Source organism: Pseudomonas sp. A34-9, assembly GCF_029543085.1.
Classification (GTDB): domain Bacteria; phylum Pseudomonadota; class Gammaproteobacteria; order Pseudomonadales; family Pseudomonadaceae; genus Aquipseudomonas.
Genome location: NZ_CP119967.1, coordinates 3,378,182 through 3,398,959, shown reverse-complemented (window position 1 = coordinate 3,398,959; position 20,778 = coordinate 3,378,182). Strand labels below are relative to the sequence as shown.

Annotated in this window: 18 protein-coding genes; 13 read left to right on the top strand and 5 right to left on the bottom strand. The window is 60.8% G+C overall.

The window, feature by feature from the left end; translation table 11 throughout:
* Positions 1-44 precede the first annotated feature (44 nt).
* Positions 45-959, bottom strand: coding sequence for a LysR family transcriptional regulator (locus P3G59_RS15085; RefSeq protein WP_277757859.1), 915 nt, complete (start codon positions 957-959; stop codon positions 45-47).
* 214 nt (positions 960-1,173) lie between these two features.
* Between P3G59_RS15085 and P3G59_RS15080 the strand changes: the two genes are divergently transcribed.
* The 3 genes from P3G59_RS15080 to P3G59_RS15070 all read left to right on the top strand — a co-directional run bounded on the left by P3G59_RS15080 (position 1,174) and on the right by P3G59_RS15070 (position 4,157).
* Positions 1,174-2,514, top strand: coding sequence for a nucleobase:cation symporter-2 family protein (locus tag P3G59_RS15080; protein ID WP_277757858.1), 1,341 nt, complete (start codon positions 1,174-1,176; stop codon positions 2,512-2,514).
* 32 nt (positions 2,515-2,546) lie between these two features.
* The gene (locus P3G59_RS15075; protein ID WP_277757857.1) at positions 2,547-3,056 is read left to right on the top strand and encodes a nucleoside deaminase; all 510 of its coding nucleotides are present in this window, start codon (positions 2,547-2,549) and stop codon (positions 3,054-3,056) included.
* 165 nt (positions 3,057-3,221) lie between these two features.
* Positions 3,222-4,157, top strand: coding sequence for a LysR family transcriptional regulator (locus tag P3G59_RS15070; protein ID WP_277757856.1), 936 nt, complete (start codon positions 3,222-3,224; stop codon positions 4,155-4,157).
* Here P3G59_RS15070 and P3G59_RS15065 read toward each other — a convergent pair.
* The 4 genes from P3G59_RS15065 to P3G59_RS15050 all read right to left on the bottom strand — a co-directional run bounded on the left by P3G59_RS15065 (position 4,142) and on the right by P3G59_RS15050 (position 8,313).
* The gene (locus P3G59_RS15065; RefSeq protein ID WP_277757855.1) at positions 4,142-4,588 is read right to left on the bottom strand and encodes a heme-binding protein; all 447 of its coding nucleotides are present in this window, start codon (positions 4,586-4,588) and stop codon (positions 4,142-4,144) included. The genes P3G59_RS15070 and P3G59_RS15065 overlap by 16 nt on opposite strands.
* An 11-nt stretch (positions 4,589-4,599) precedes the next feature.
* Entirely contained in the window at positions 4,600-5,949 is a 1,350-nt protein-coding gene (locus tag P3G59_RS15060; protein WP_277757854.1) for an amidohydrolase family protein, read from the bottom strand.
* A 184-nt stretch (positions 5,950-6,133) separates the two neighbouring features.
* A complete protein-coding gene (locus P3G59_RS15055; protein WP_277757853.1) occupies positions 6,134-7,291 on the bottom strand; it encodes a prolyl oligopeptidase family serine peptidase in 1,158 nt (385 codons plus the stop codon).
* Between the two features lie 59 nt (positions 7,292-7,350).
* Positions 7,351-8,313, bottom strand: a complete 963-nt coding sequence (locus tag P3G59_RS15050) for a LysR family transcriptional regulator (protein ID WP_277757852.1) — start codon at positions 8,311-8,313, stop codon at positions 7,351-7,353.
* 257 nt (positions 8,314-8,570) lie between these two features.
* On the opposite strand from P3G59_RS15050, the gene P3G59_RS15045 reads away from it, so the two are divergent.
* The 10 genes from P3G59_RS15045 (at position 8,571) to P3G59_RS15000 (ending at position 20,771) form a co-directional block, all read left to right on the top strand.
* Entirely contained in the window at positions 8,571-9,512 is a 942-nt protein-coding gene (locus P3G59_RS15045; RefSeq protein WP_277757851.1) for a VOC family protein, read from the top strand.
* Positions 9,513-9,526: 14 nt separating this feature from the next.
* Positions 9,527-9,889 (top strand): Rieske (2Fe-2S) protein, encoded by a 363-nt coding sequence (locus P3G59_RS15040; protein WP_277757850.1) that lies wholly within the window; start codon positions 9,527-9,529, stop codon positions 9,887-9,889.
* Positions 9,890-10,023: 134 nt separating this feature from the next.
* Positions 10,024-11,160, top strand: coding sequence for an FAD-dependent oxidoreductase (locus P3G59_RS15035; RefSeq protein WP_277757849.1), 1,137 nt, complete (start codon positions 10,024-10,026; stop codon positions 11,158-11,160).
* Positions 11,161-11,217: 57 nt separating this feature from the next.
* On the top strand, positions 11,218-12,915 hold the full coding sequence (locus P3G59_RS15030) for a DUF1302 domain-containing protein (protein WP_277757848.1): 1,698 nt from the start codon (positions 11,218-11,220) through the stop codon (positions 12,913-12,915).
* 12 nt (positions 12,916-12,927) lie between these two features.
* Positions 12,928-14,316, top strand: a complete 1,389-nt coding sequence (locus P3G59_RS15025; RefSeq protein ID WP_277757847.1) for a DUF1329 domain-containing protein — start codon at positions 12,928-12,930, stop codon at positions 14,314-14,316.
* Positions 14,317-14,376: 60 nt separating this feature from the next.
* The gene (locus P3G59_RS15020; RefSeq protein ID WP_277757846.1) at positions 14,377-15,480 is read left to right on the top strand and encodes a YCF48-related protein; all 1,104 of its coding nucleotides are present in this window, start codon (positions 14,377-14,379) and stop codon (positions 15,478-15,480) included.
* Positions 15,481-15,484: 4 nt separating this feature from the next.
* Positions 15,485-17,959: an MMPL family transporter gene (locus P3G59_RS15015; protein ID WP_277757845.1), complete on the top strand. Its 2,475-nt coding sequence runs from the start codon at positions 15,485-15,487 to the stop codon at positions 17,957-17,959.
* A complete protein-coding gene (locus tag P3G59_RS15010) occupies positions 17,949-19,196 on the top strand; it encodes an MFS transporter (protein WP_277757844.1) in 1,248 nt (415 codons plus the stop codon). Before P3G59_RS15015 ends, P3G59_RS15010 begins: the two co-directional genes overlap by 11 nt.
* Positions 19,197-19,209: 13 nt before the next feature.
* Entirely contained in the window at positions 19,210-19,791 is a 582-nt protein-coding gene (locus P3G59_RS15005) for a cupin domain-containing protein (RefSeq protein WP_277757843.1), read from the top strand.
* Entirely contained in the window at positions 19,788-20,771 is a 984-nt protein-coding gene (locus P3G59_RS15000) for a fumarylacetoacetate hydrolase family protein (RefSeq protein WP_277757842.1), read from the top strand. Before P3G59_RS15005 ends, P3G59_RS15000 begins: the two co-directional genes overlap by 4 nt.
* Positions 20,772-20,778: the final 7 nt, after the last annotated feature.

The window sequence follows — 20,778 nt, the reverse complement described above, 5'->3', positions numbered from 1 at the left end:
GCCTGAAATCGAGGCCCGCTCTGGCGGGCCTCTTTGTACCCACGTCAAAGCGTGGTGATCTGCCCGTTGCGATCCAGCTCATACACCTTGTTGCCCTGCAATTTCTCCTTCAGCCAGCGCTCCGCCTTACCTAGCGGTCGTTGTCGCGCCCACAACAGATCCACACCAATCTGCCAGTCCGTATGCGGATACGCCGAGAGCTGCAGTTCCACCAGTTCACCCTTGGCCAGTTCACGCTGAATCAACTGGCGGGGCAGGGTGGCCCAGCCGAGTCCGGCGCGGACCATTTCCAATAACGCCAGATAACTTTCCGCTTGCCACAACTGGGTCGAGCGCAGGTATTCGCTGCTCGGCAGTTTGCTCGCATGGGCGCTGAAGGCCAGGCGGCGATGGACATGCAGGTCGTCGAAGCTGACGTTGTCGAGTTGCGCTAACGGATGGTCTGGGTGGCAGACGTGCAGCATGATCAGTTTGCCCAGTTGCTGGAACGCCAGTTCTTTGGGATAGCCGGGCTGTGAGAACGCGACGCCGAGAACGGCCTCGCCGCTGCTGACCAGCTCGCTGACGTCGCCGTACACCGGGTGGCGGATGATCAGGTCGACGAAGGGGAACGCCTCTTCGAAGGCTTTGAGCACCGGCATGATCGGGCCGTACGGCGTTTCAATCGCCAGCGTCAGGCTCGGTTCGACGTTGTCTGAAAGGCAGTCGGCATGGGCTTCGAAGGTCATGCAGCGTTCCAGTACTGACTCAGCCTGAACCAACAATTTTTGGCCACTGGCGGTGAGGGCAGGGCTGCGGTTGCTGCGGTCGAACAGGTCGACGCCCAAGTCGGTTTCGAGGTTGGCAATCGCCGCGCTGATGGTCGATTGCGTCTTGCCCAGTTTGCGTCCGGCGGCGGAGAACGATCCGCTTTTGACCACTTGGACGAACATCAACAGTTGATCGAGTGAGAAGCGCAAGCGGTGAACTCCCGGGTCGAAAATGGAGGTTTGCAGGGTCTGAGGAATGCCTGATTGTGCCATCGAAAAAAGCGATGATTGCTAATTTGTTTCATCGCTATAAACGCTCAATGATGGCCCCGCACAAACGATCTCCGGGGCGAATCCACTCTCACAAACGCCCCTGAGCATGCCCGCAATCTCAACAGATGCCGCACCTTCAGGAGCGTGTGAAATGACCCCACAACGCATTCATCCGGTGGACGAGATTTTGCCACTGCGACAGTTGTTCACGTTTGGCTTGCAGCATGTGCTGGTGATGTACGCGGGAGCAGTGGCGGTGCCGCTGATTCTCGGCAGTGCGATGGGGCTGACCTCGGCTCAGATCGTGTTGCTGATCAACGCTAACCTGTTGACCTCCGGCGTGGCGACGCTGATTCAAACCCTGGGCTTCTGGAAATTCGGCGCGCGTCTGCCCCTGATTCAGGGCTGCTCATTCATTGCTCTGGCGCCGATGATCATGATCGGTAAAGAGTTCGGGCTCAGTCAGATTTTCGGTGCGGTGATTGCCGCAGGCTTCATTACGATTGCCTTGGCGCCGGTGTTCAGCCGCTTGCTGCGCTTCTTTCCACCGGTGGTGATTGGCAGTCTGATCACCATTATCGGCATCTCGCTGATGCCAGCGGCGGCGATCTGGTTGGGCGGCGGCAATCCCGACGCGGCGGATTTCGGTAATCCCGCGAACCTGTTGCTGGGCCTGGCCACGGTCAGCGTGACGTTAGTGATCTATGCCAAATGCAAGGGCTTCCTCGGTAACCTCAGCGTACTGATTGGCTTGTTCATCGGCAGCCTGATCGCCGCGGCCTGCGGCATGACGCACTTCAGCCGGGTCAGCGAAGCCGCATGGTTTGAGCTGAGTGCGCCCATGGCCTTCGGAGCGCCGGAATTCGCTCCGGTGCCGATTCTGATCATGACCCTGGCGATGCTGGTAATCATGGCCGAGACCACCGGCAACTGCCTGGCGATCGGCAAATTGACCGGCAAACCAACCACGCAACAGACCCTCGGCAACGCATTTCGCGCCGACGGCTTGTCGACGATGCTCGGCGGCTTGTTCAACAGTTTTCCTTACAACGCGTTCACCCAGAACACCGGTTTGATTGCGCTTTCGAACGTCAAAAGCCGCTTCGTCGTGGCCGCTGCCGGGGCAATCATGGTGCTGATGGGCTTGTTCCCGAAACTCGGCGCGTTAATCGCCGCAGTGCCGACGCCAGTGCTCGGTGGCTGCGCGATCGTCATGTTCGGCATGACCACGGTGGCGGGGATTCAGGAACTGTCGCGTGTCCAGTTCGAGGGCACACGCAACGGCATCATCGTCGCGGTTTCGGTGAGTGTCGGGGTGCTGCCGATGTCCTTTCCGGCGTTGTTCGAACACGTCGGCCCGACCCTGAAACTGGTGCTCGACAGCGGGATTTTCCTCGGCGCGATCACTGCCATCGTGCTCAACATCCTGCTCAACAATGAAAAAAAATCGACCGAAACCATCGGCGCTACCTCGGCTGAACTGGCCGACTGACTTTGTTTTTTCCACTGCCCAAGGAGTTACCCATGAATCAATTCACTCAGCTCATCCCGGCTGGCGTCAGCGAACTGGATCTGGCGTTGTTGCGCCAGACCATCGCCTTGTCCGAGGCATCGAAACAACGCGGTCGCCATCCGTTCGCGGCGTTGGTAGCCGACCGCAACGGCAAGGTGATTGTCGAAGCGGGGAACAACTCGATGCCACCGGAAGGTGATCCCACTCAACACGCGGAGTTGGTGGCGGCAGCGGCGGCGGCCAAGCTGCTGTCGCCGCAAGAGCTTGAATTGTGCACGCTGTACACCAGCGCCGAACCTTGCTGCATGTGTGCCGGGGCGGTGTATTGGACGGGGATCGGGCGAGTGGTTTATGCCTTGTCGGAGCATGCGTTGCTGGGATTGACGGGCGACCATCCTGAGAACCCGACGTTCTCGCTGCCGTGCCGCGAGGTGTTTGCCAAGGGGCAGCGCAAGGTCAGTGTGCTGGGACCGATGCTGGAGGGCGAGGCGGCTGAACCGCACCAAGGATTCTGGTCGTAAGCTGCGGGCTGCCCTGCGCACTGGCAGGTATCACCGTCGACGATACCTGCCAGCGACGCATGCGATTGGTGCATCGGCAGGCCGCTGGTTAAGGTCATGATGTGTTGTGGGCCATGCTCGTCATTGCGGGCAAACACCTGACCCACCGCCTTCGACGGAACCGACATGCGATATCGCCGCCTCGACCTTAATCTGTTGGTTGCGCTGGACGCCTTGCTGAGTGAATGCAGTGTCAGCCGGGCGGCCGAGCGTCTGTGCCTGGGACAGTCAGCGGCCAGTTCGGCACTGGGCCGCTTGCGTGAACATTTCAATGACCCGTTACTGGTGCCGGTGGGACGACGCCTGGAGCCCACCGCGTTGGGGCAGGCGTTGCTGCCAAAAGTGCGTGCAGCGTTGGCACTGACCCGGGAAATCGTCGACGCTCCGCTCAATTTTGATCCGGCACAGTGCAACCGGCACATCACCCTGGTCGCCTCCGATTACGTCGCCGACGTGCTGTTGGCTTCGGTCAGTCGTGCATTGGCGCGCATGGCGCCGGGCATTCGCTTGAGCCTGCGTGACATGCCTGTTCCGCGCGACGGCGATGTCGTCAGCGAAGCGCTGGATTATCGGCGCAGTGATTGCGTGATCGTGCCGCAGCGACGGTTGAATCCGGCCTATCCCCATGTGCCGCTCATGACTGACCAGCTCTGTTGCATCGTCTGCGCCCAACAGCCACAGTTCGCCGAGCAACTGAGCCTCGCCGACTACTGCGCTGCGACGCATGTGGTGCGCGAGTTTGCCGACGGGCAGAACCTGGCAATGGATGCCGTGCACCTGCATGAACTCGGGATTGAGCGGCAAGTGGCAGTGACCGTTGAAAGCTTTGTGCTGATGCCGGAGTACATTGTCGGCACCGCACGTATCGCCACGGTGTTTCAACGCCAGGCGCAATGCTTTGCCCAACGTTATCCCTTGCGCGTCCACCCGGCACCGCTGGCGTTCCCCGAGGCCGTGCAAGTCTTGCAATGGCATCCCTATCAAGCACATGACCCGGCCATGCAGTGGTTTCGCGGCCTGCTCCTGGAACAGGCCGCATTGCTCGATCAACCCTCTGGCTGATCGCCGTTGTCGGCGACCAGGCCGGCCTTGGCGATGGCCAGCAATGCGCAGCGCTCGTCGTTGTCGGAGGTATCGCCACTGATGCCGATGGCCCCGAGCACCACCCCCTCGGCATTACGGATCAACACACCACCCGCCACGGGAATCACCTCACCGTCGGTCAAACTGTTGATCGCATCGAAAAACGCCGGCATGGCCTGCGCCCGTCGCGCCAGTTCACGCCCTCCAAAACCCATACCCAGGCAACCGCGGGCCTTGCCGACGGCGATTTGCGGGCGTAGGAAGCTGGCGTTTTCGTCGCGCAGAACCGCCAATGGATGGGCGGCGGCATCCAGTACGGCGACGCCCAGCGGTTTGATCCCGGTTTCGCGAGCAATGCGGATGGCATCGCTCGCCATGTTTGTGGCAGTGAGCAGATCCAGTCTTTGCATGGCTTGTGTCCTCATAGGGCCCATTTTCCGAGTTGGGCAACGCGGTCGCGGGTGTATAGATCCGTCCATTTCAGCGAGTTGAAATCGGACACCTGCTTGGGGTTGTAGGGGCTGCGATCCATGCGCACCGGTTGCCCGGCCTTGTACACCGCTTTGAGGCGTGAACGATCCTGAAGGATGCGAATATCATCCAGTGGCGAGCCGTCGAGCACCAGGAAGTCGGCCTGCTTGCCCACTTGCAGTGAGCCGAGGGTTTCACCGCGCGGCATGCAGCGCGCGCCGACAGCAGTCGCGGCGTATAACGCTTCGGCCGGGGTGAATCCAAGCCGGGCCACCAGCAGCTCCAGCTCTCGGGCGTGCCACTCGCCGTAAGGCGTTACCGCGAAGCCGCTGTCACTGCCGCAGGCAAAGGGTACGCCGGCCGCTTTGGCGCGTTTGAGTACCGCCGAACCAACGTCCAGTGTGCGTGCACAATAACCGGCATACCCGGTGCTGATGGCCGGGTCGTGGGGCTGGCAGAAATCCACAGTGTTCTGCGGGAACGTCATGGTCGGGGCAAGGATGCTACCGGCCTCAAGCAGTGCCTCGATGCACGCGTCGTCCATGTAAAAGGCGTGGAAAACCAGATCAACGCCTGCGCGCGCCGCGTACATCACGGCCTCGCGACCGTAGGCATGCGTGGCGACCTTGCAGCCCAGACGATGCGCTTCCTCGACCATTTCGAAGGTTTCATCGGCGGTAAAGGCAGCAATGATTTCGCCATTGGGACGGCGGTGCGTGCCGTCCATGGCGATCTTGATCAGGTCGACGCCGTCCTTGGCCTGCTTGCGGATCTCCGCAAGGGCGTCGCTGCGGCTGGTGACCAACTGCGCGGTGAAGTATTCCGGGGCGCCCACCCGACTCGGGAACCAATCATTCAGACTCTGCCGATTGGTGATGACGCGGCTGCTGGCTGCGATCCTCGGACCTTCAAACAAACCAGCGGTCACCGCATTGCGCACGGCGATGCTGAGTTGACCGCTGTCGCCGGGGCAGACCATGCTGGTGACGCCGGCCGCGAGTACGTGTTGCGCGAAAAACATCCCGCGCAAAGCGCGAAATTCGTCGCTGGTCCACAGATCAATGTCTTCTTCGCTCTGCGCGTTACCGAAGGCCAGATGCGTATGCACGTCCACCAGCCCCGGCATGACGAAATCATCACCGGCGTCCAGCTGGGTATCGCCGGGATGGGGAGCGGGGGCCAGCGCGGTGGGCCCGACGTAACTGAGCAGGCCGTTTTCGACAATCAATGTCTGTTGTTGGCGGGTTTCCAGTCCAGTGCCATCAAACAGGGTCTGGCATTTCAGATGCAGGGCAGTCATGGCGTTTTCACTGTGTGATTGTTATGCACATGAGGCTAAAGAGCAGGCGAGGGGCCGACCAACAGATTGCATCGATGGCTGCGCATTGATCGCGTCAATAGCAGCGCCGGGCTGCAGCCGTTAACGAAAACGCCGGACAATCGAGAGATTGTCCGGCGTTTTTTTTGTGTGTGTTTTTCAGTGATCAGGCGGTGCGACCGCCCAGCGTTTCGGCGATCCAGTCCGCTATGTAATGACCGGCGTTGATGCTGTTGTCGAAGCTCGAATGCTGCACACCACCTTCACGTTCGGTGAAGACTTTCAGTTCACATTTTGGACTGTTGACCAGTTGTTCGTAGGTGCGATGCGCCCATTTCAGCGGTATCTGCGAATCCTGTTCACCGTGGGTCACCAGGAACGGCACCTTGATCCGGTCGAGCACGCCGTCAAGGTGTACGTCTTCGGCGATGGTCATGAACTCGTCGACGTCCTTGGCGCCCCACACCCAGCAGACATGCGCCCAGTAGTGCGGCACCGGGAAGCTGCCTTCCTTTTCCAGTCGACGCTTTTGCACATCACGCCAGTCATGGTTGGCGCCCCACACTACGCCGCAGGCGAAGCGCGGTTCGAATGCAACCGCACGCGGGCAGTAATAACCGCCCAACGAGACACCTTCCAGACCGATACGTTTGGCATCGACGTCGCTTCGGGTTTCCAGCCAATCCACGACGCGGCTGGCCCAATGCTCACTGTCGAATCGTGCGGTCAGGCCATGCAGGCGCAACGCTTCGCCAGTGCCGGGCTGGTCGATGATCAGCGAAGAGATGCCGCGCTTCGCCAGCCAGGCTGGCAAACCCACGCGGTATTTCATTTCTTTGGTCGAATCCAGACCGTTGACCTGCACCAGAATCGGCGCAGGCCCATCGACGCCTTCGGCGCGCACGAGCAAGCCGGAAAGATGTTTGCCCTCGTACGGGATTTCTACCCGTTCGCAGTTTTCACGCGACAGCTCGATGCCGCGCTTGAAGGTCTGCAGAAAACGCTGATACAGCTCGGTGCGGCCCGGCGCGCCGTGGGCTTGCAGGCGCTCGCAGGTCAGATAATAGGTGGCGGCGCGGTTGTATTTTTCGCCAGCCGAGAGCATTCGGCCATTGCCTTCGTCTTCTTCGGCCAGACCGCAGAGCTTGTCAGCCATTTTCGCCCAGGTCTCGCGAAAGGCACGGGTGCCGGCCGCGTCTGGCTGTTTAGCAGCCTCCTGCAAAGGGGCGCACATCGCTTCGATTTCGCCCATGCGGGCGCCCATTTCAATGGCCAGGTCGACAGAGAGATTCCACACGTAGTTGGTCGGGAAATAGCGAAACATGATTGTTGTTGTCCTTATGGTTGCCTTGGCATTCCCAAGGCACGTTAAGGATCACCCGACTAATTGGCCAATCGTGACGGCGGATACGAGGTATCGCGAGATACGATGGGCACCTGTTGCAGATGCTGAATGGATTCGCTGATGCGTTCGCGCAGCCAGCGGTGCATCGGGTCACCGTCGACGCTGCGGTGCCACAACATGTACTCGTGCATGATCGGAATTTTCACCGGCGGCGGCAGGATGCGCAGCGGCAGATAGTGCGCGTAGAGGTTCGCCAGACGCTGGTGCATCGTGGCGATGCGCTGTGTGCCGACAATCAGTTGCGGCAAGGTATTGAAGTCGCTGGTGATCACTTCAATACGCCGATTGAAGCCGTATTGATTCATGAACCATTCTTCGATGCTCATGTGCCGTGTGCGGCCGAAGCCCACCGAGACATGGCCCATCTCCATGTACTGCTCAAGGGTCAGGGTGTCGCCGACTTGCGTATTGCCTTGCCACACCACGCACACGTGTTCTTCTTCGAACAGCAGGCGCGAAGGGTGGCCTTCAATGATGTAGCGCTCGGGAACAATCATCAGATCGACCTCGCCACGTACCAGCAACTCGCCGGAATTGTCGCTGGGGCCAAGCATTTCGAAGGTGATGTTGGGCGCTTCCTGATGAATGTTCTGGATCACCTGGGCGAACAGCACGCTGATCAGATAGTCGGAGGTCACCAAGCGAAAATGTCGCTTGCTGGTGGCCGGGTCGAACACCGGTTTGGCGGTGATTGAGGACTGAATCGTCAGCAGGACTTCACGCACCGGTCTGGCCAGTTCCGTGGCATAGGGCGTGGGCTGCATCTTGCGCCCCACCTGAACCAGCAACTCATCCTCAAAGTAGGTCCGCAAACGCGCGAGCACGCCGCTGGTGGCGGATTGGGTCATGTGCAGGCGTTCTGCTGCGCGGGTGATGTTCTGCTCTTCGAGCAATACATCGAGCGCGACCAGCAGGTTCAGATCCAGATGGTTGAAACGCATGGGCAGGTCCGTTCTTGTATTTATTTTCGCAATACATTCGAACGAATCCATCGGCGCGTCAACCTTCGTCGCAGGTATCGCGTTTGCCGATAGGTCGCATCCCGACTCGCGATTAGTCAGCGCTCGGCCCTTGCGCCAATCTTCGCCGCAGTCGGCCCTGCTGCCGACACCACCACCGGTTTCCAGTCAGGCCCGGCGCGCTGCAAGGCGTTCATGGCGACAGTCACCGGATCATAATTTCAATGGAGTGGTAAGCCATGAACATCATTGGCCTTGATGCCCTGATTTTTGGCGTCGATGACATTCAAGCCTGCACCGATTGCCTGCGCGACTACGGCCTTGCACCGGTCGGCGTTGACAGCGAAGGCGGGCGCTTCGAAGCGCTGGACGGCACCGCCGTGATTATCCGCCGAGCCGACGATCCTGATTTGCCGGTGGCGATCGGCCCGGCGCCGTCCATTCGCGAGACGGTCTACGGGGTCGCTGCGATCAGCGATCTGGATGCCATCGAAGATGAGCTGGCCCGTGATCGTGTTGTTCGCCGTGATCAACACGGCGTGCTGCACAGCGTTGATGACATGGGTTTCGCGATCGCGTTTCAGGTCAGCGTACGCAAGCCTTACAGCGCACCGGATGACCTGACCAACGCCGCCGGCCATGCGCCACAGCGGCCACTTAACCAGCCAGGCATCACCCTCGATATGAGCGCTGTTCCGCGCACTTTGTCGCACGTGGTGTATTTCGTCCCCGATGCGGCAAAAGCTGAAGCCTTTTACGCCAAGCGTTTGGGTTTTCGCACCACCGACACCTTCATTGGCGCCGGGCCGTTCATGCGCCCGGCCGGTTCTGACGATCACCATTGCCTGTTCATGATCCAGACCCCGCCGCACATGAAGGGTTGCGAACACTTCACCTTCCACATGGGCAGTGGCACCGAAGTGCTGCTGGCCGGGACGCGTTTCGAGCAAAAAGGCTGGACCAGCTTCTGGGGGCCGGGCCGTCACGTGTTTGGCTCCAACTGGTTCTGGTATTTCAACAGTCCGCTGGGCTGCCACATCGAATATGACGCCGATATGGATAAGCACGATGACGCCTGGGAGGCCCGTCGCGCTCCGCTGTCGGCGGATAACTCGCAGTTGTTCCTGTTCAGCGCCAAAGAAAAATGGGCCCCGGGCGGACCACCGCCAAAACTCGGATGAGGGCGGCGCTGATCATGAGCGGTATTGCGCAGCCACTGTGTCGGCTGGACGAACTGGAGGAGGGCCGGGCGCGGGGGTTCGATCCGCTGGCGCAGGGGCGCGACAGTGTGTTTGCCCTGCGTCATGACAATCAGGTGCGGGTCTATCGCAATCGTTGTCCGCATCTGGACGTGCGCCTGGAGTATCGCAAGGACCGTTTCCTGTCCGCCGATGGCCAGCTGATCGTCTGTTACGCCCACGGCGCGCAATTTCTGCCGGCGACGGGCGAGTGCATCTACGGCCCGTGCCTGGGCCAGACGCTGCAGGCGCTGCCGAGCTGCGAGAAGGATGGCTGGCTGCTGGTGCAAATGCCTGAAGAGTTGCCGCTGCCGGGATAAATCGAGGTATCGCGTACGGCGATACATCGCATCCCTACTCGCGATTAGTCAAATCCCTGCTTTGCCGGGAAGCTTTACCCAACGATGCAGTGCCCGACGCAGCATCGATCACAAGAATAAAAAGAGAGAACACCATGAGTGCAGTGAACAACGTTCTGATCGTGGGCGGTGGTATCGGCGGCTTGTGTGCGGCCATCGCCTTGCGGCGTAAAGGTATCGAGGTCGACCTGATCGAGCTCAAGTCCGAATGGACAGTCTATGGCGTCGGGATTATTCAACAGAGCAACGTCGTCCGTGAAATGGCCAAGCTGGGCGTTCTCGACGGCTATCTCGATGCCGCTTATGCGTTCGAAGACGTCGCTATCTACGGCCCGGGCGGGCAACAACTGGCGCGCATTCCGGGTCAACGCCTCGCCGGCCCGCAGTATCCCGCCAACGTCGGTATTTCCCGCCTGGCTTTGCACAAAGTCCTCAGCGAAACCGCCCTGCAACTCGGTGCCAATGTACGTTTGGGCTTGAGTGTGGAAACGCTGAACGACAACGGCGCAGAGGTCGACGTGCTGTTTACCGACGGCAGTCGCGGCAGCTACGACCTGGTGGTCGGCGCCGATGGTCTGTTCTCCAAAGTGCGCAGCCTGGTCTTCGGCGATGCCTACACCCCGCGTTTCACTGGCCAGTCGGTGTGGCGCTACAACTTTCCCCGCGCGCCACAAATCGACCATTTGGCCAACTATCAAAGCACTGACGGCAACGCCGGGCTGGTGCCTTTGGCCGGCGACTTGATGTACCTGTTTCTGACGTCCCACGAGCCCGCCAATCCGTGGATGGATCCTGCCGATCTGGCTGCGCAGATGCGCCAGCGCCTGCAAGGCTTTACCGGTCTGATCGGCGAACTGCGCGAGCAAATCACGGACAACAGCCAGGTCGTCTACAAGCCAATGGAAGTGGTGTTTGTCGATGAGCCGTGGCATCGCGGACGCGTCCTGCTGATTGGCGATGCGGCCCACGCGACCACGCCGCACCTCGGTCAAGGCGCCGGCATGGCCATCGAAGACGCAATTGTGCTCAGCGAAGAGCTCACTCACGAGCAGTCCGCCACCAGCAGCGTCGAGCAGCAGTTGCAGCGCTTCATGGCGCGGCGCTTCGAACGTTGCAAATACATCAGCGAAAGCTCGGTGCTGGCCGGCGACAAGGAGATGCAGCACGACCGCGCCTTCGATCGCATTGGCCTGGTCAAGCAAATGCTCGCGCGCACAGCCGAGCCAATCTAAGCCACACCTGCGACTCATCCACAGCAGTTACCACTATAAAAACAAGAGGTTAACGCGATGGTTAGTTCTACGACTGCGGCGCTCGCGCGTCGCCCGGTCTGCTCGTCTGCACCCTTCGGTTTGAGCGTTGCTGCGCTGCTGGTGCTGTGCAGTCAGGCCGCTCACGCTTTCGACATCGATACCGGCAACCCGGATTTCAAGTTGCGCTGGGACAACACGATCAAGTACAGCGCTGCCTGGCGCACGCAGAATCCGAGCAGCAAGTTGACCGAGGGTCAGGTGGCGCTCAATCAGGACGATGGCGATCGTGCGTTCAAAAAAGGCCTGATCTCCAATCGCACCGATATCCTCTCGGAGCTGGATCTGTCGTTTCAGGACTTCGGCGCACGTTTGAGCGGCGCAGCGTGGTACGACAGCGAGTACCAGGGCAACAACGACAATAACGATCCGTCCCGCGCCAACGCGCGTTCGGTCGGCTACGACGAGTTCACCGACGACACCCGTCATTTGCACGGCGGTGACGGCGAAATCCTCGACGCGTTCGTCTACTGGAACGGCGAACTGGCCGACCGCGCAACGTCGGTGCGCGCCGGCCGTCATGGCCTGATCTGGGGCGAAAGCCTGTTCTTCGGCGCCAACGGCATTGCCGGTGGCATGGCCCCGGTCGACGTGGTCAAGGCCCAGTCGGTGCCTAACACGCAGTTCAAGGAAATCACCCGTCCGGTCAATCAACTGTCTGGCACGTTCCAACTGACTGACGACGTATCGCTCGGTGCTTACTACCAGCTCGAGTGGGAAGAAACACGTCTGCCCGCCGCTGGCAGTTATTTCTCCACCAGCGACAACATTGGCGAAGGCAATGAGCGCTTGATCGTCGGTGCGCCGTTTCCGGCATTCCTCGGCGGTAACCCGGCCAGTCCCGCCGCGTTTTTCCACGGTAATGATAAGGAAGCACGCAGTTCGGGGCAGGGCGGTTTGCAACTGAAATACAGCGCTGAGACCGTCGAGTACGGCCTTTACGCCATCCAGTACCACGACAAGACGCCGAAGCTGTACCTGAAACCGTCGACGGCAGCGCCGAACTTCAGCACCGGGCAGATCGGCGAGTACTACTGGGTTTACCCCGAAGATATTCGCGCGCTGGGCGCAAGCTTTTCCACCACGGTGGACGAGTACAGCTTCGCCGGTGAAGCGTCGATGCGCTGGAACATGCCGCTGGTCTCGAATGGTCAGACCGTACTGCCCGGCGTCATTGCCGACAACGATGATGACGCGCTCTATGCGGTCGGGCGCACCGCTCACGTCAACCTGAACGTGTTGGCTTCGTTTGGCCCGAACTTCATCGCCCGAGAGTCCGGACTGGTCGGCGAAGTGGCGTGGAATCGCCTGCTCAGCGTCACCAAAAATCGCGCCGCACTGGACCCGAACGCCACCGATGACGGCCTGGGTTTCAAATTTGTCTACACGCCGACCTACCGCCAGTTCTTCTCCGGCATCGATATCAGCATTCCGGTCGGCGTCAGTTACTTCCCGCTGGGCAAATCAGCGGTGGTCAGCTCGTTCGGCCCGGACAAGGGTGGCGACATCAACATCGGCATCACCGCCACTTACCTCGATCGCGTCACGGCCGGTCTTACCTACACGCATTACTACGGCCCCGAGGACACCAACCTCAACGGCCTCAGCCAGTTCAATTTCAAGCAATCGCTGAAGGATCGGGATTACCTCGCCTTCTCCGTCAAGACCACGTTTTAAGAGGACTTGCGCATGACTTCTCACCACCATAATCGTGTCCCGCGCCTTACGGCCTTGTGCTTTGCCTTGTTCGGAACGCTGACCGTCCTGAGCCAGGTTGCGACTGCGGCCACCGCAGAAGAGGCGGCCAAACTGTCGAGCAGTCTCACGCCACTGGGTGCCGAGCGTGCAGGCAATGCCGACGGCAGCATTCCAGCCTGGCAGGGCGGTTACACCAAAGTTGACCCGGCGTATAAACCGGGCGGCAAGCGCGGCGATCCGTTTGCGGCCGACAAACCGCTGTTCAGCATCACCTCGAAGAATCTGGCGCAATACGCCGGCAAGCTCAGCGATGGCACCAAGGAGATGTTCAAACGCTTTCCCGACACCTATCGTATCGATGTCTATCCGACCCGTCGCTCGGCCGCCGCACCGCAATGGGTGTATGACAACACCCTGAAAAATGCTACCCGCGCCAAACTGGTCGACAGCAGCGCTGGACCGGTGCCCGAAGGTGCGTTTGGCGGTATTCCCTTCCCGATTCCGCATAACGGCGCCGAAGCCATGTGGAACCACATCCTGAATTGGCGCGGCACGTCACTCGCCATGCACTTTCGTCATTACCTGATGACTGCAGACGGCAAACAGGTGCTGACCACCGACGGCCAGGCGATTCAGGACATGCCGTATTACTACCAGGACGGCACGCCGGAAAGTTTCGCCGGTGATTACTGGTTGTTCCGCCTGCTTAACGTCGGCCCGCCGTTGCGTGCGGGTGAGCAAATCATGGGGCGCACCAATATCAACGGCGACAAGTCCCAGGCGCACGTTTACCTGACCGGCCAGCGCCGCGTGCGCAAGTTGCCGAATGCCTGCTGCGACACACCGACGCCGGCAACCGCCGGGGTGATGTCGTTCGATGAGTTGAGCGTGTTCCAGGGGCGCATCGATCGCTTCGACTGGAAACTGGTCGGCAAGCAGGAAATGTATATCCCCTACAACACCAACAAAGTCCTGACGGCAGGCAAACCGGAAGACCTGTTTCTGGCCCACCACATGAATCCTGATTACGTGCGCTGGGAATTGCATCGCGTGTGGGTGGTGGAGGCCGAACTCGCACCGGGCAAGCGTCATCAACTGCCGAAGGGCCGTTACTACCTCGACGAAGATACCTGGCAAGCCATGCTCGGCGATCGCTGGGACGCCAACGGCCAGCTCGCCAAGACCTTGTGGTCGCTGCCGGCCGTGCTGCCGGATCTGCCAGCACAAGCGCAACTGTCTTCGGGTTTCTACGACCTGACCTCCGGCGCCTGGTTTATCCAGAACGTCTACACCGGGTTGCCTGAGCAGTACGGCGTGGTCGATCGCTACAAGGCGTCGGAATTCTCGCCAGCAGCAATGGCGGGTGCCGGGGTTCGTTGAATCGGACCGGATCGCCACACGCTGTGGCGATCCGGTTTCACAGGTGGTTTCGAGGTCGGTATGAACAGAATCTGTCAGGTGCTCGGGCGGTTGTTAGCGCTGCTGGCGCTGCCTTGCGTATTACCCGTGAGCCAGGCTCAGGCCGCTGCCGTCGGGGATGTATTGAACACTCCGGCGATGCGCGCGCCGCAGGCCCGGCAAGCGGTCTTGCTTGATCTGGCGCGGGCAGGTGCGCGGTTGGTGGCGGTCGGCGAACGCGGCATTGTCTTGCTCTCCGATGACAACGGTCTCAATTGGCGGCAGGCGCAGGTGCCGGTGTCCGTCAGTCTCACGGCGGTGCAATTTGTCGATGCCAACACGGGCTGGGCGGTCGGCCATGCCGGTGCGGTGCTGGTCACCCACGACGCTGGCGAAAACTGGGCGTTGCAGCTGGACGGCAACCGCGCTACGCAACTGGAATTGCGCGCCGCACGCGAGCAACTGCCGACAGCGATTGACCCCGACGCAGCGGCGGCACGTGTGCAAACCGCCGAACGGATGGTCAGCGAAGGCGCGGACAAACCGTTTCTGAGCCTCAAGTTCACCGATGCGCGTCACGGCCTGATCGTCGGCGCCTACGGCCTCGCGTTTACCACCGAAGACGGCGGCGTGAGTTGGCAGTCGCTGATGGGCCATATCGACAATCCGATGGGGGCGCACCTGTATGCCATCGCTCAACAAGGTGAGCGTTGGTTCGTCGCCGGCGAGCAAGGCTATGTCGCCCGTTCCGAGGACGGTGGACGATCCTTCGTCGCACTCGACAGCCCCTACAGCGGCAGTTTCTTCGCCCTGCAACTGCGCGATGACGGCGCGCTGCTGGCAGCAGGACTGAAAGGTAACGCGTTTATTTCCACCGACGGCGGCAACAGCTTCGTGGCCGCGCCCGTACCGATGCCCGTGTCCTTCAGTGATGCGATCCGTACCGCTGACGGCCAGTTGTTGTTGGTCAATCAGGGCGGCGCGTTGTTTCGCACCTCGGGCGATGCACCAACCCTGGAGCCTTTCGGCAAACCGCTGGGCAAACCGATTGCCAGCGTCGTGCAGGCCGCCGATGGCAGCCTGGTGCTGGCCGGTTTCACCGGGTTGACGCGCCTGGCGTCGCCCACTGTTACAGCTTCGGAGTGAGGTTATGAAACCATTCGACAACGCCACGGCCAGCCTGGCGAGTTTCGACCCGCGCTCCGGCTCGGTCGTGGAACGCACTTTGTTCAATCACCGGTTGTGGGTGTTGCTGGTGTGCCTGGTGACCACGCTCTTCTTGGGCTATCAGGCCACGCGCGTCGAGCTGAACGCCAGTTTCGAAAAGATGATTCCCACGCAACAACCTTACATCGCCAATTATCTGCAACATCAACAGCAGCTCAGCGGTCTGGGTAACTCCTTGCGCATCGTTGTCGCCAATCGCCAAGGCGATATCTACGACGCTGATTATCTGAAAACCTTGCAGGCGTTGAGCGACAAGCTTTACCTGCTGCCCGGCGTCGATCGCGCCTACATGAAGTCGCTGTGGACGCCCGCTACACGTTGGGTCGCTGTGACTGAAGACGGCCTGGATGGCGGCCCGGTAATTCCGGACGATTATGCCGGTACGCCGGCCAGTCTTGAGGCCTTGCGCCGCAACGTGCAGCGCTCCAACGAGCTCGGCCAACTGGTAGCGTTCGATCAAACCTCGAGCATCATTTACGTGCCGTTGCTGGCAACGACCGCCGACGGCCAGGCGCTGAATTACTCGGTGCTGTCCGAGCAACTGGAGGCGTTGCGCAGCGAGTACCAGAACGACAGGATCGACATTCACATCACCGGTTTCGCGAAAAAGGTCGGCGACCTGATTGCTGGGCTAAAGCAGATCCTGTTGTTCTTCGCTGTCGCGATTCTGATCACCACCGCCGTGCTGTTCTGGTACACACGCTGCCTGCGCAGCACGGTGCTGGTGGTGTTCTGCTCATTGGTGGCGGTGGTCTGGCAACTGGGCCTGTTGCCGTTGCTCGACTATCAGCTGGACCCGTATTCGGTGCTGGTGCCGTTTCTGGTGTTCGCCATCGGCATGAGCCACGGTGCGCAGAAAATGAACGGCATCATGCAGGACATCGGTCGCGGCATGCACCGGGTGGTTGCCGCACGGTTCACTTTTCGACGGCTGTTTCTCGCCGGGCTGACGGCATTGCTGTGCGATGCAGTGGGCTTTGCCGTGCTGATGCTGATCAAGATCCAGGTGATTCAGGATCTGGCCGTGATCGCCAGTATCGGTGTGGCAGTACTTATTTTCACCAACCTGATTCTGCTGCCGGTGTTGCTGTCCTATGTCGGCGTAACGCCGCGCGCGGCGCAATTGAGCCTCAAAAGCGAGCAGAACGATCAGGCCGGCGCTCGGCGTCATGGCTTCTGGCGCTTTCTCGATCTGTTTACCCGACGTCGCTGGGCCAGCCTGTGCATTGCCATCAGCCTGGCGTTGGCGGCATTGGGTTTTGTGGTCAGCCTGCAATTGAAGATCGGTGATCTGGATGCCGGCGCGCCGGAACTGCGGGCCGACTCACGCTACAACCAGGATGATGCGTTTCTGACCCGGCATTACGGCGCCAGCAGTGACTTGTTCGCGGTGATGGTCAAGACCCCGGCCGGGCAATGTGCGCGTTACGACATCCTCGCCAAGGTTGATGCACTGGACTGGCAACTGCGGGCACTGCCGGGGGTGGATTCGACCAATTCGCTGGCCTTGCTCAACCGGCGCATGCTGGTCGGCCTCAGCGAAGGCAGCGCCAAGTGGTACGAGCTGCAGAACAATCAGGCGATGCTCAACATGATCACCGCCAGTGCGCCGCGTGGTTTGTACAACGAGGATTGCAGCCTGCTCACGCTGTACGCCTACCTCACTGACCACAAGGCTGAAACGCTGACGCGGCTGGTCGAGCACGTTGAGCAATTCGCCGCTGCCAATAACGACAAGGATGTGCAGTTCCTGCTGGCAGCGGGCAATGCCGGCATCGAAGCGGCGACCAATATCGTGGTCAAGCAGGCCAATCGGGAGATGCTGTTCTGGGTCTACGGGGCGGTGATCGTCCTGTGCCTGATCACCTTCCGCTCGTGGCGCGCCACGCTGTGCGCGGTGATTCCGCTGATGGTCACCTCGATCCTCTGCGAAGCGTTGATGGTCTGGCTGAACATCGGCGTGAAGGTCGCGACGTTGCCGGTGATCGCGTTGGGTGTCGGCATTGGCGTCGACTATGCGTTGTATGTGATGAGCATCCTGCTCGGCCATCTGCGCCAAGGCGCGAGCCTGTCAGAAGCCTATTACCGCGCCCTGGTGTCCACCGGCAAAGTGGTGATGCTCACCGGGATCACACTCGCCATTGGCGTGGCGACGTGGATCTTCTCGCCGATCAAATTCCAGGCAGACATGGGCGTGCTGCTGGCATTCATGTTCGTCTGGAACATGGTCGGCGCGCTCCTGCTGTTGCCGGCGCTGGCGTACTTCCTCTTGCCTGCACGGCACACGAACACCGACGCAGAAACGCCGGAGGAGGCCATCAATCTGAGCCTGCCGTCGCGAGCGGTGGCAGTAGATGTTCATCAGTCACGTCATCGGGAGACCTGTCATGGCCGTTGAGTCTTCACTTGAAAACAGCGGACGTCACGCTGGTTTGACGCAATCGTTGCTGTTGCTGCTCGGCAGCTGTCTGCCAGTGCTCGGCGCGGTATTGCTCGCGCCGGTATTGCCGCGCATGCAGGCACATTTTGCCGAGGTCGCGGGCAGCACGGTGCTGGTGCCGATCGTGCTGACCTTGCCGGCGTTGGTGATTGCATTACTGGCGCCGTTCGCCGGGGTCATCGCTGATCGGCTCGGGCGCAAGCCTTTGTTGTTGACGAGCATGGCGCTGTACACGCTCTGCGGCGTGTTGCCGCTGTGGCTGGATTCGCTGCCGGCCATTGTCGCCAGCCGCGCCGGTATCGGTCTGGCAGAGGCGGGGATCATGACCTGCTGCACGACACTGATGGGCGACTACTACAGCGGAGCACGCCGTGAACGCCTGTTTGCATTGCAGATGGTCGCGACGTCACTGTCGGCTGCGGTGTTTATCGCGCTGGGTGGATTCCTCGGCCAGGACGACTGGCGCACCCCGTTTGCGTTGTACGCAGTCGGGCTGATTTTCCTGCCGCTAATGGCATGGAAACTCTGGGAACCACAACCCCGCGCGCCACTGGCGGCAACGGTGCCGGTGCCAGCCCCGCGCGCATTTCCATGGCGGGCACTCACGCCCATGTATGCATTGTCGCTGCTCGCGGGCCTGAGCCTGTTCATCGTGCCGGTGCAGGCCGGCTACTTGCTCAATTTGTTGCACGTGGATGCGCCGCAGCAGATCGGCATGACCATGGGTGCCAATCAACTCGGTGTGCTCGCCGGGGCCTTGAGTTTTCGCTTGTTGAGCGGTCTGCGCAGCCAGCATGTGTTGCTGATTGCCTATGGCCTGGCCGGCATCGGCGGCCTGTTGATGGCCGCCGCCGGCAGCCACGCGCAGGTGGTGGTGGCGGTCTTGGTCAACGGTCTGGGCATCGGCCTGATGTTGCCGACGTTGATCACCTGGATCATGGCGCAAGTCGGTTTTGCTCAGCGTGGGCGAGCGGCGGGGTGCTTCACCGCCGCGATTTTTGCCGGCGAGTTCATCAGCCCGCTGGTGGTACTCGCCATCACCTCCGGGGCTTCCACGGCGTTGCCGCAAGCGTTGGCCATGATCGGTTGGCTGCAACTGGTCGTGGCGCTGTTTTGTCTGTCCGTGCCGAAGCTCGGTGGCCTATTGACCCGCCCCCATGTTGGCGGTCACGACTCCATCGGCAACGGCCATTGAACGAGGATTTTCCATGCAAGCGCTTCCCCCTTTCAAACGCGTGGTCACCGGGCATGACGGCCACGGCCGCGCCGTCGTCGCCAGTCACGGAGCGACCGCTAATGTGTTTGCACTGCAAGCGGTGCCAGGCACGGTGTTTCATGAAATATGGAACAGCAGCGGCAGTCCGGCACTGCTCGACAATGCCGATGATCCAACCAGCAAACCTTTACAGCTGAGCCCCGGCCCGCAGGGCAGCGTGATTCGTGTCGTCGACATTCCGCCGGACAGCGTGCAAAACCAGGTCAGCGATGCCGCTGCTGCAGCCGCATTTGCCGAGATTGGCCAGGCGCATGCCGGCACCGGCCAGGCGAACTCGCGGCACAAACTGATGCACCGCACCGAGACCCTCGATTACGGCATCGTCACCGAAGGCGAAGTCTGGCTGGTGCTCGACGATGAAGATATCCACCTCAAACGCGGCGATGTGGTGGTTCAGCGCGGCACCAATCACGCGTGGAGCAACCGCACGGACGCCATGGCGCGCATGGTGTTTATCCTGCTTGACGGGCGTTTTGCCGCTGAACCGCAAGACTGCCCAGGAGAAACGGCATGAAGCTCGCAACCTTGAAAAATGGCAGCCGTGACGGCCAATTGGTGGTAGTTTCGCGCGACATGGCCCGGGCGCTGGACGCCCGTTCGGTAGCGCCGACCTTGCAGCAAGCCATCGAAAACTGGCGCGAAGCCGAGCCGCGTTTGCAGGCCCTGTCGCTTGAGCTTGAAAAACAAGATTGCCGCCAGGCATTCGCCTTCGATCCCGTACAAGCGATGGCGCCGTTGCCGCGCGCTTATCAATGGTGCGACGGTTCGGCGTTTCTCAGTCACGGCGCACTGATGCAGAAAGCGTTCAACCTCGACCCGATCGAAGGCGCTGACCGTACGCCGTTGATGTACCAGGGCGCCGGTGATGACTTCATCGGTGCCCGCGATGACATCGAACTGCCGAGCGAAAGCCAGGGCATCGATTTCGAAGGCGAATTTGTCGTGCTGGTCGATGATGTGCCGATGGGGTGTTCGGCGGAAAACGCGTTGCAGCACATCAAGCTGATCCTGCAGATCAACGATGTCAGCCTGCGCGCGCTGGCACCGCGGGAAATGCGCACCGGGTTCGGTTTTCTGCAAGCCAAACCGTCCTCCAGTTTTGCCCCGCTGGCCATTACCCCGGATGAACTCGGCGAAGCCTGGCGCGATGGCCGGGTCAATTTGCCCCTGCAAGTGCAGTGGAACGGCGAGTGGTTTGGCCAGCCGCACGGCGCGCAGATGAACTTTCATTTTGGCGAACTGATCGCCCACGCGGCCTTAACCCGTCGCTTGCGCGCCGGCACGCTGATCGGTTCCGGCACGGTGTCGAATACCGAGCGCAACGTCGGCTCGGCGTGCATCGCCGAACGTCGGGCCATTGAGATGATCGAGCAGGGCGCGCCAGTGACAGGCTTCATGCGTTTCGGCGATCGCGTGCGCATGGACGTCACCGGCAGCGATGGTCAGTCACTGTTTGGTGCGATCGATCAACGCGTCGTCAAGGCCCACGGCTAAGGAACGC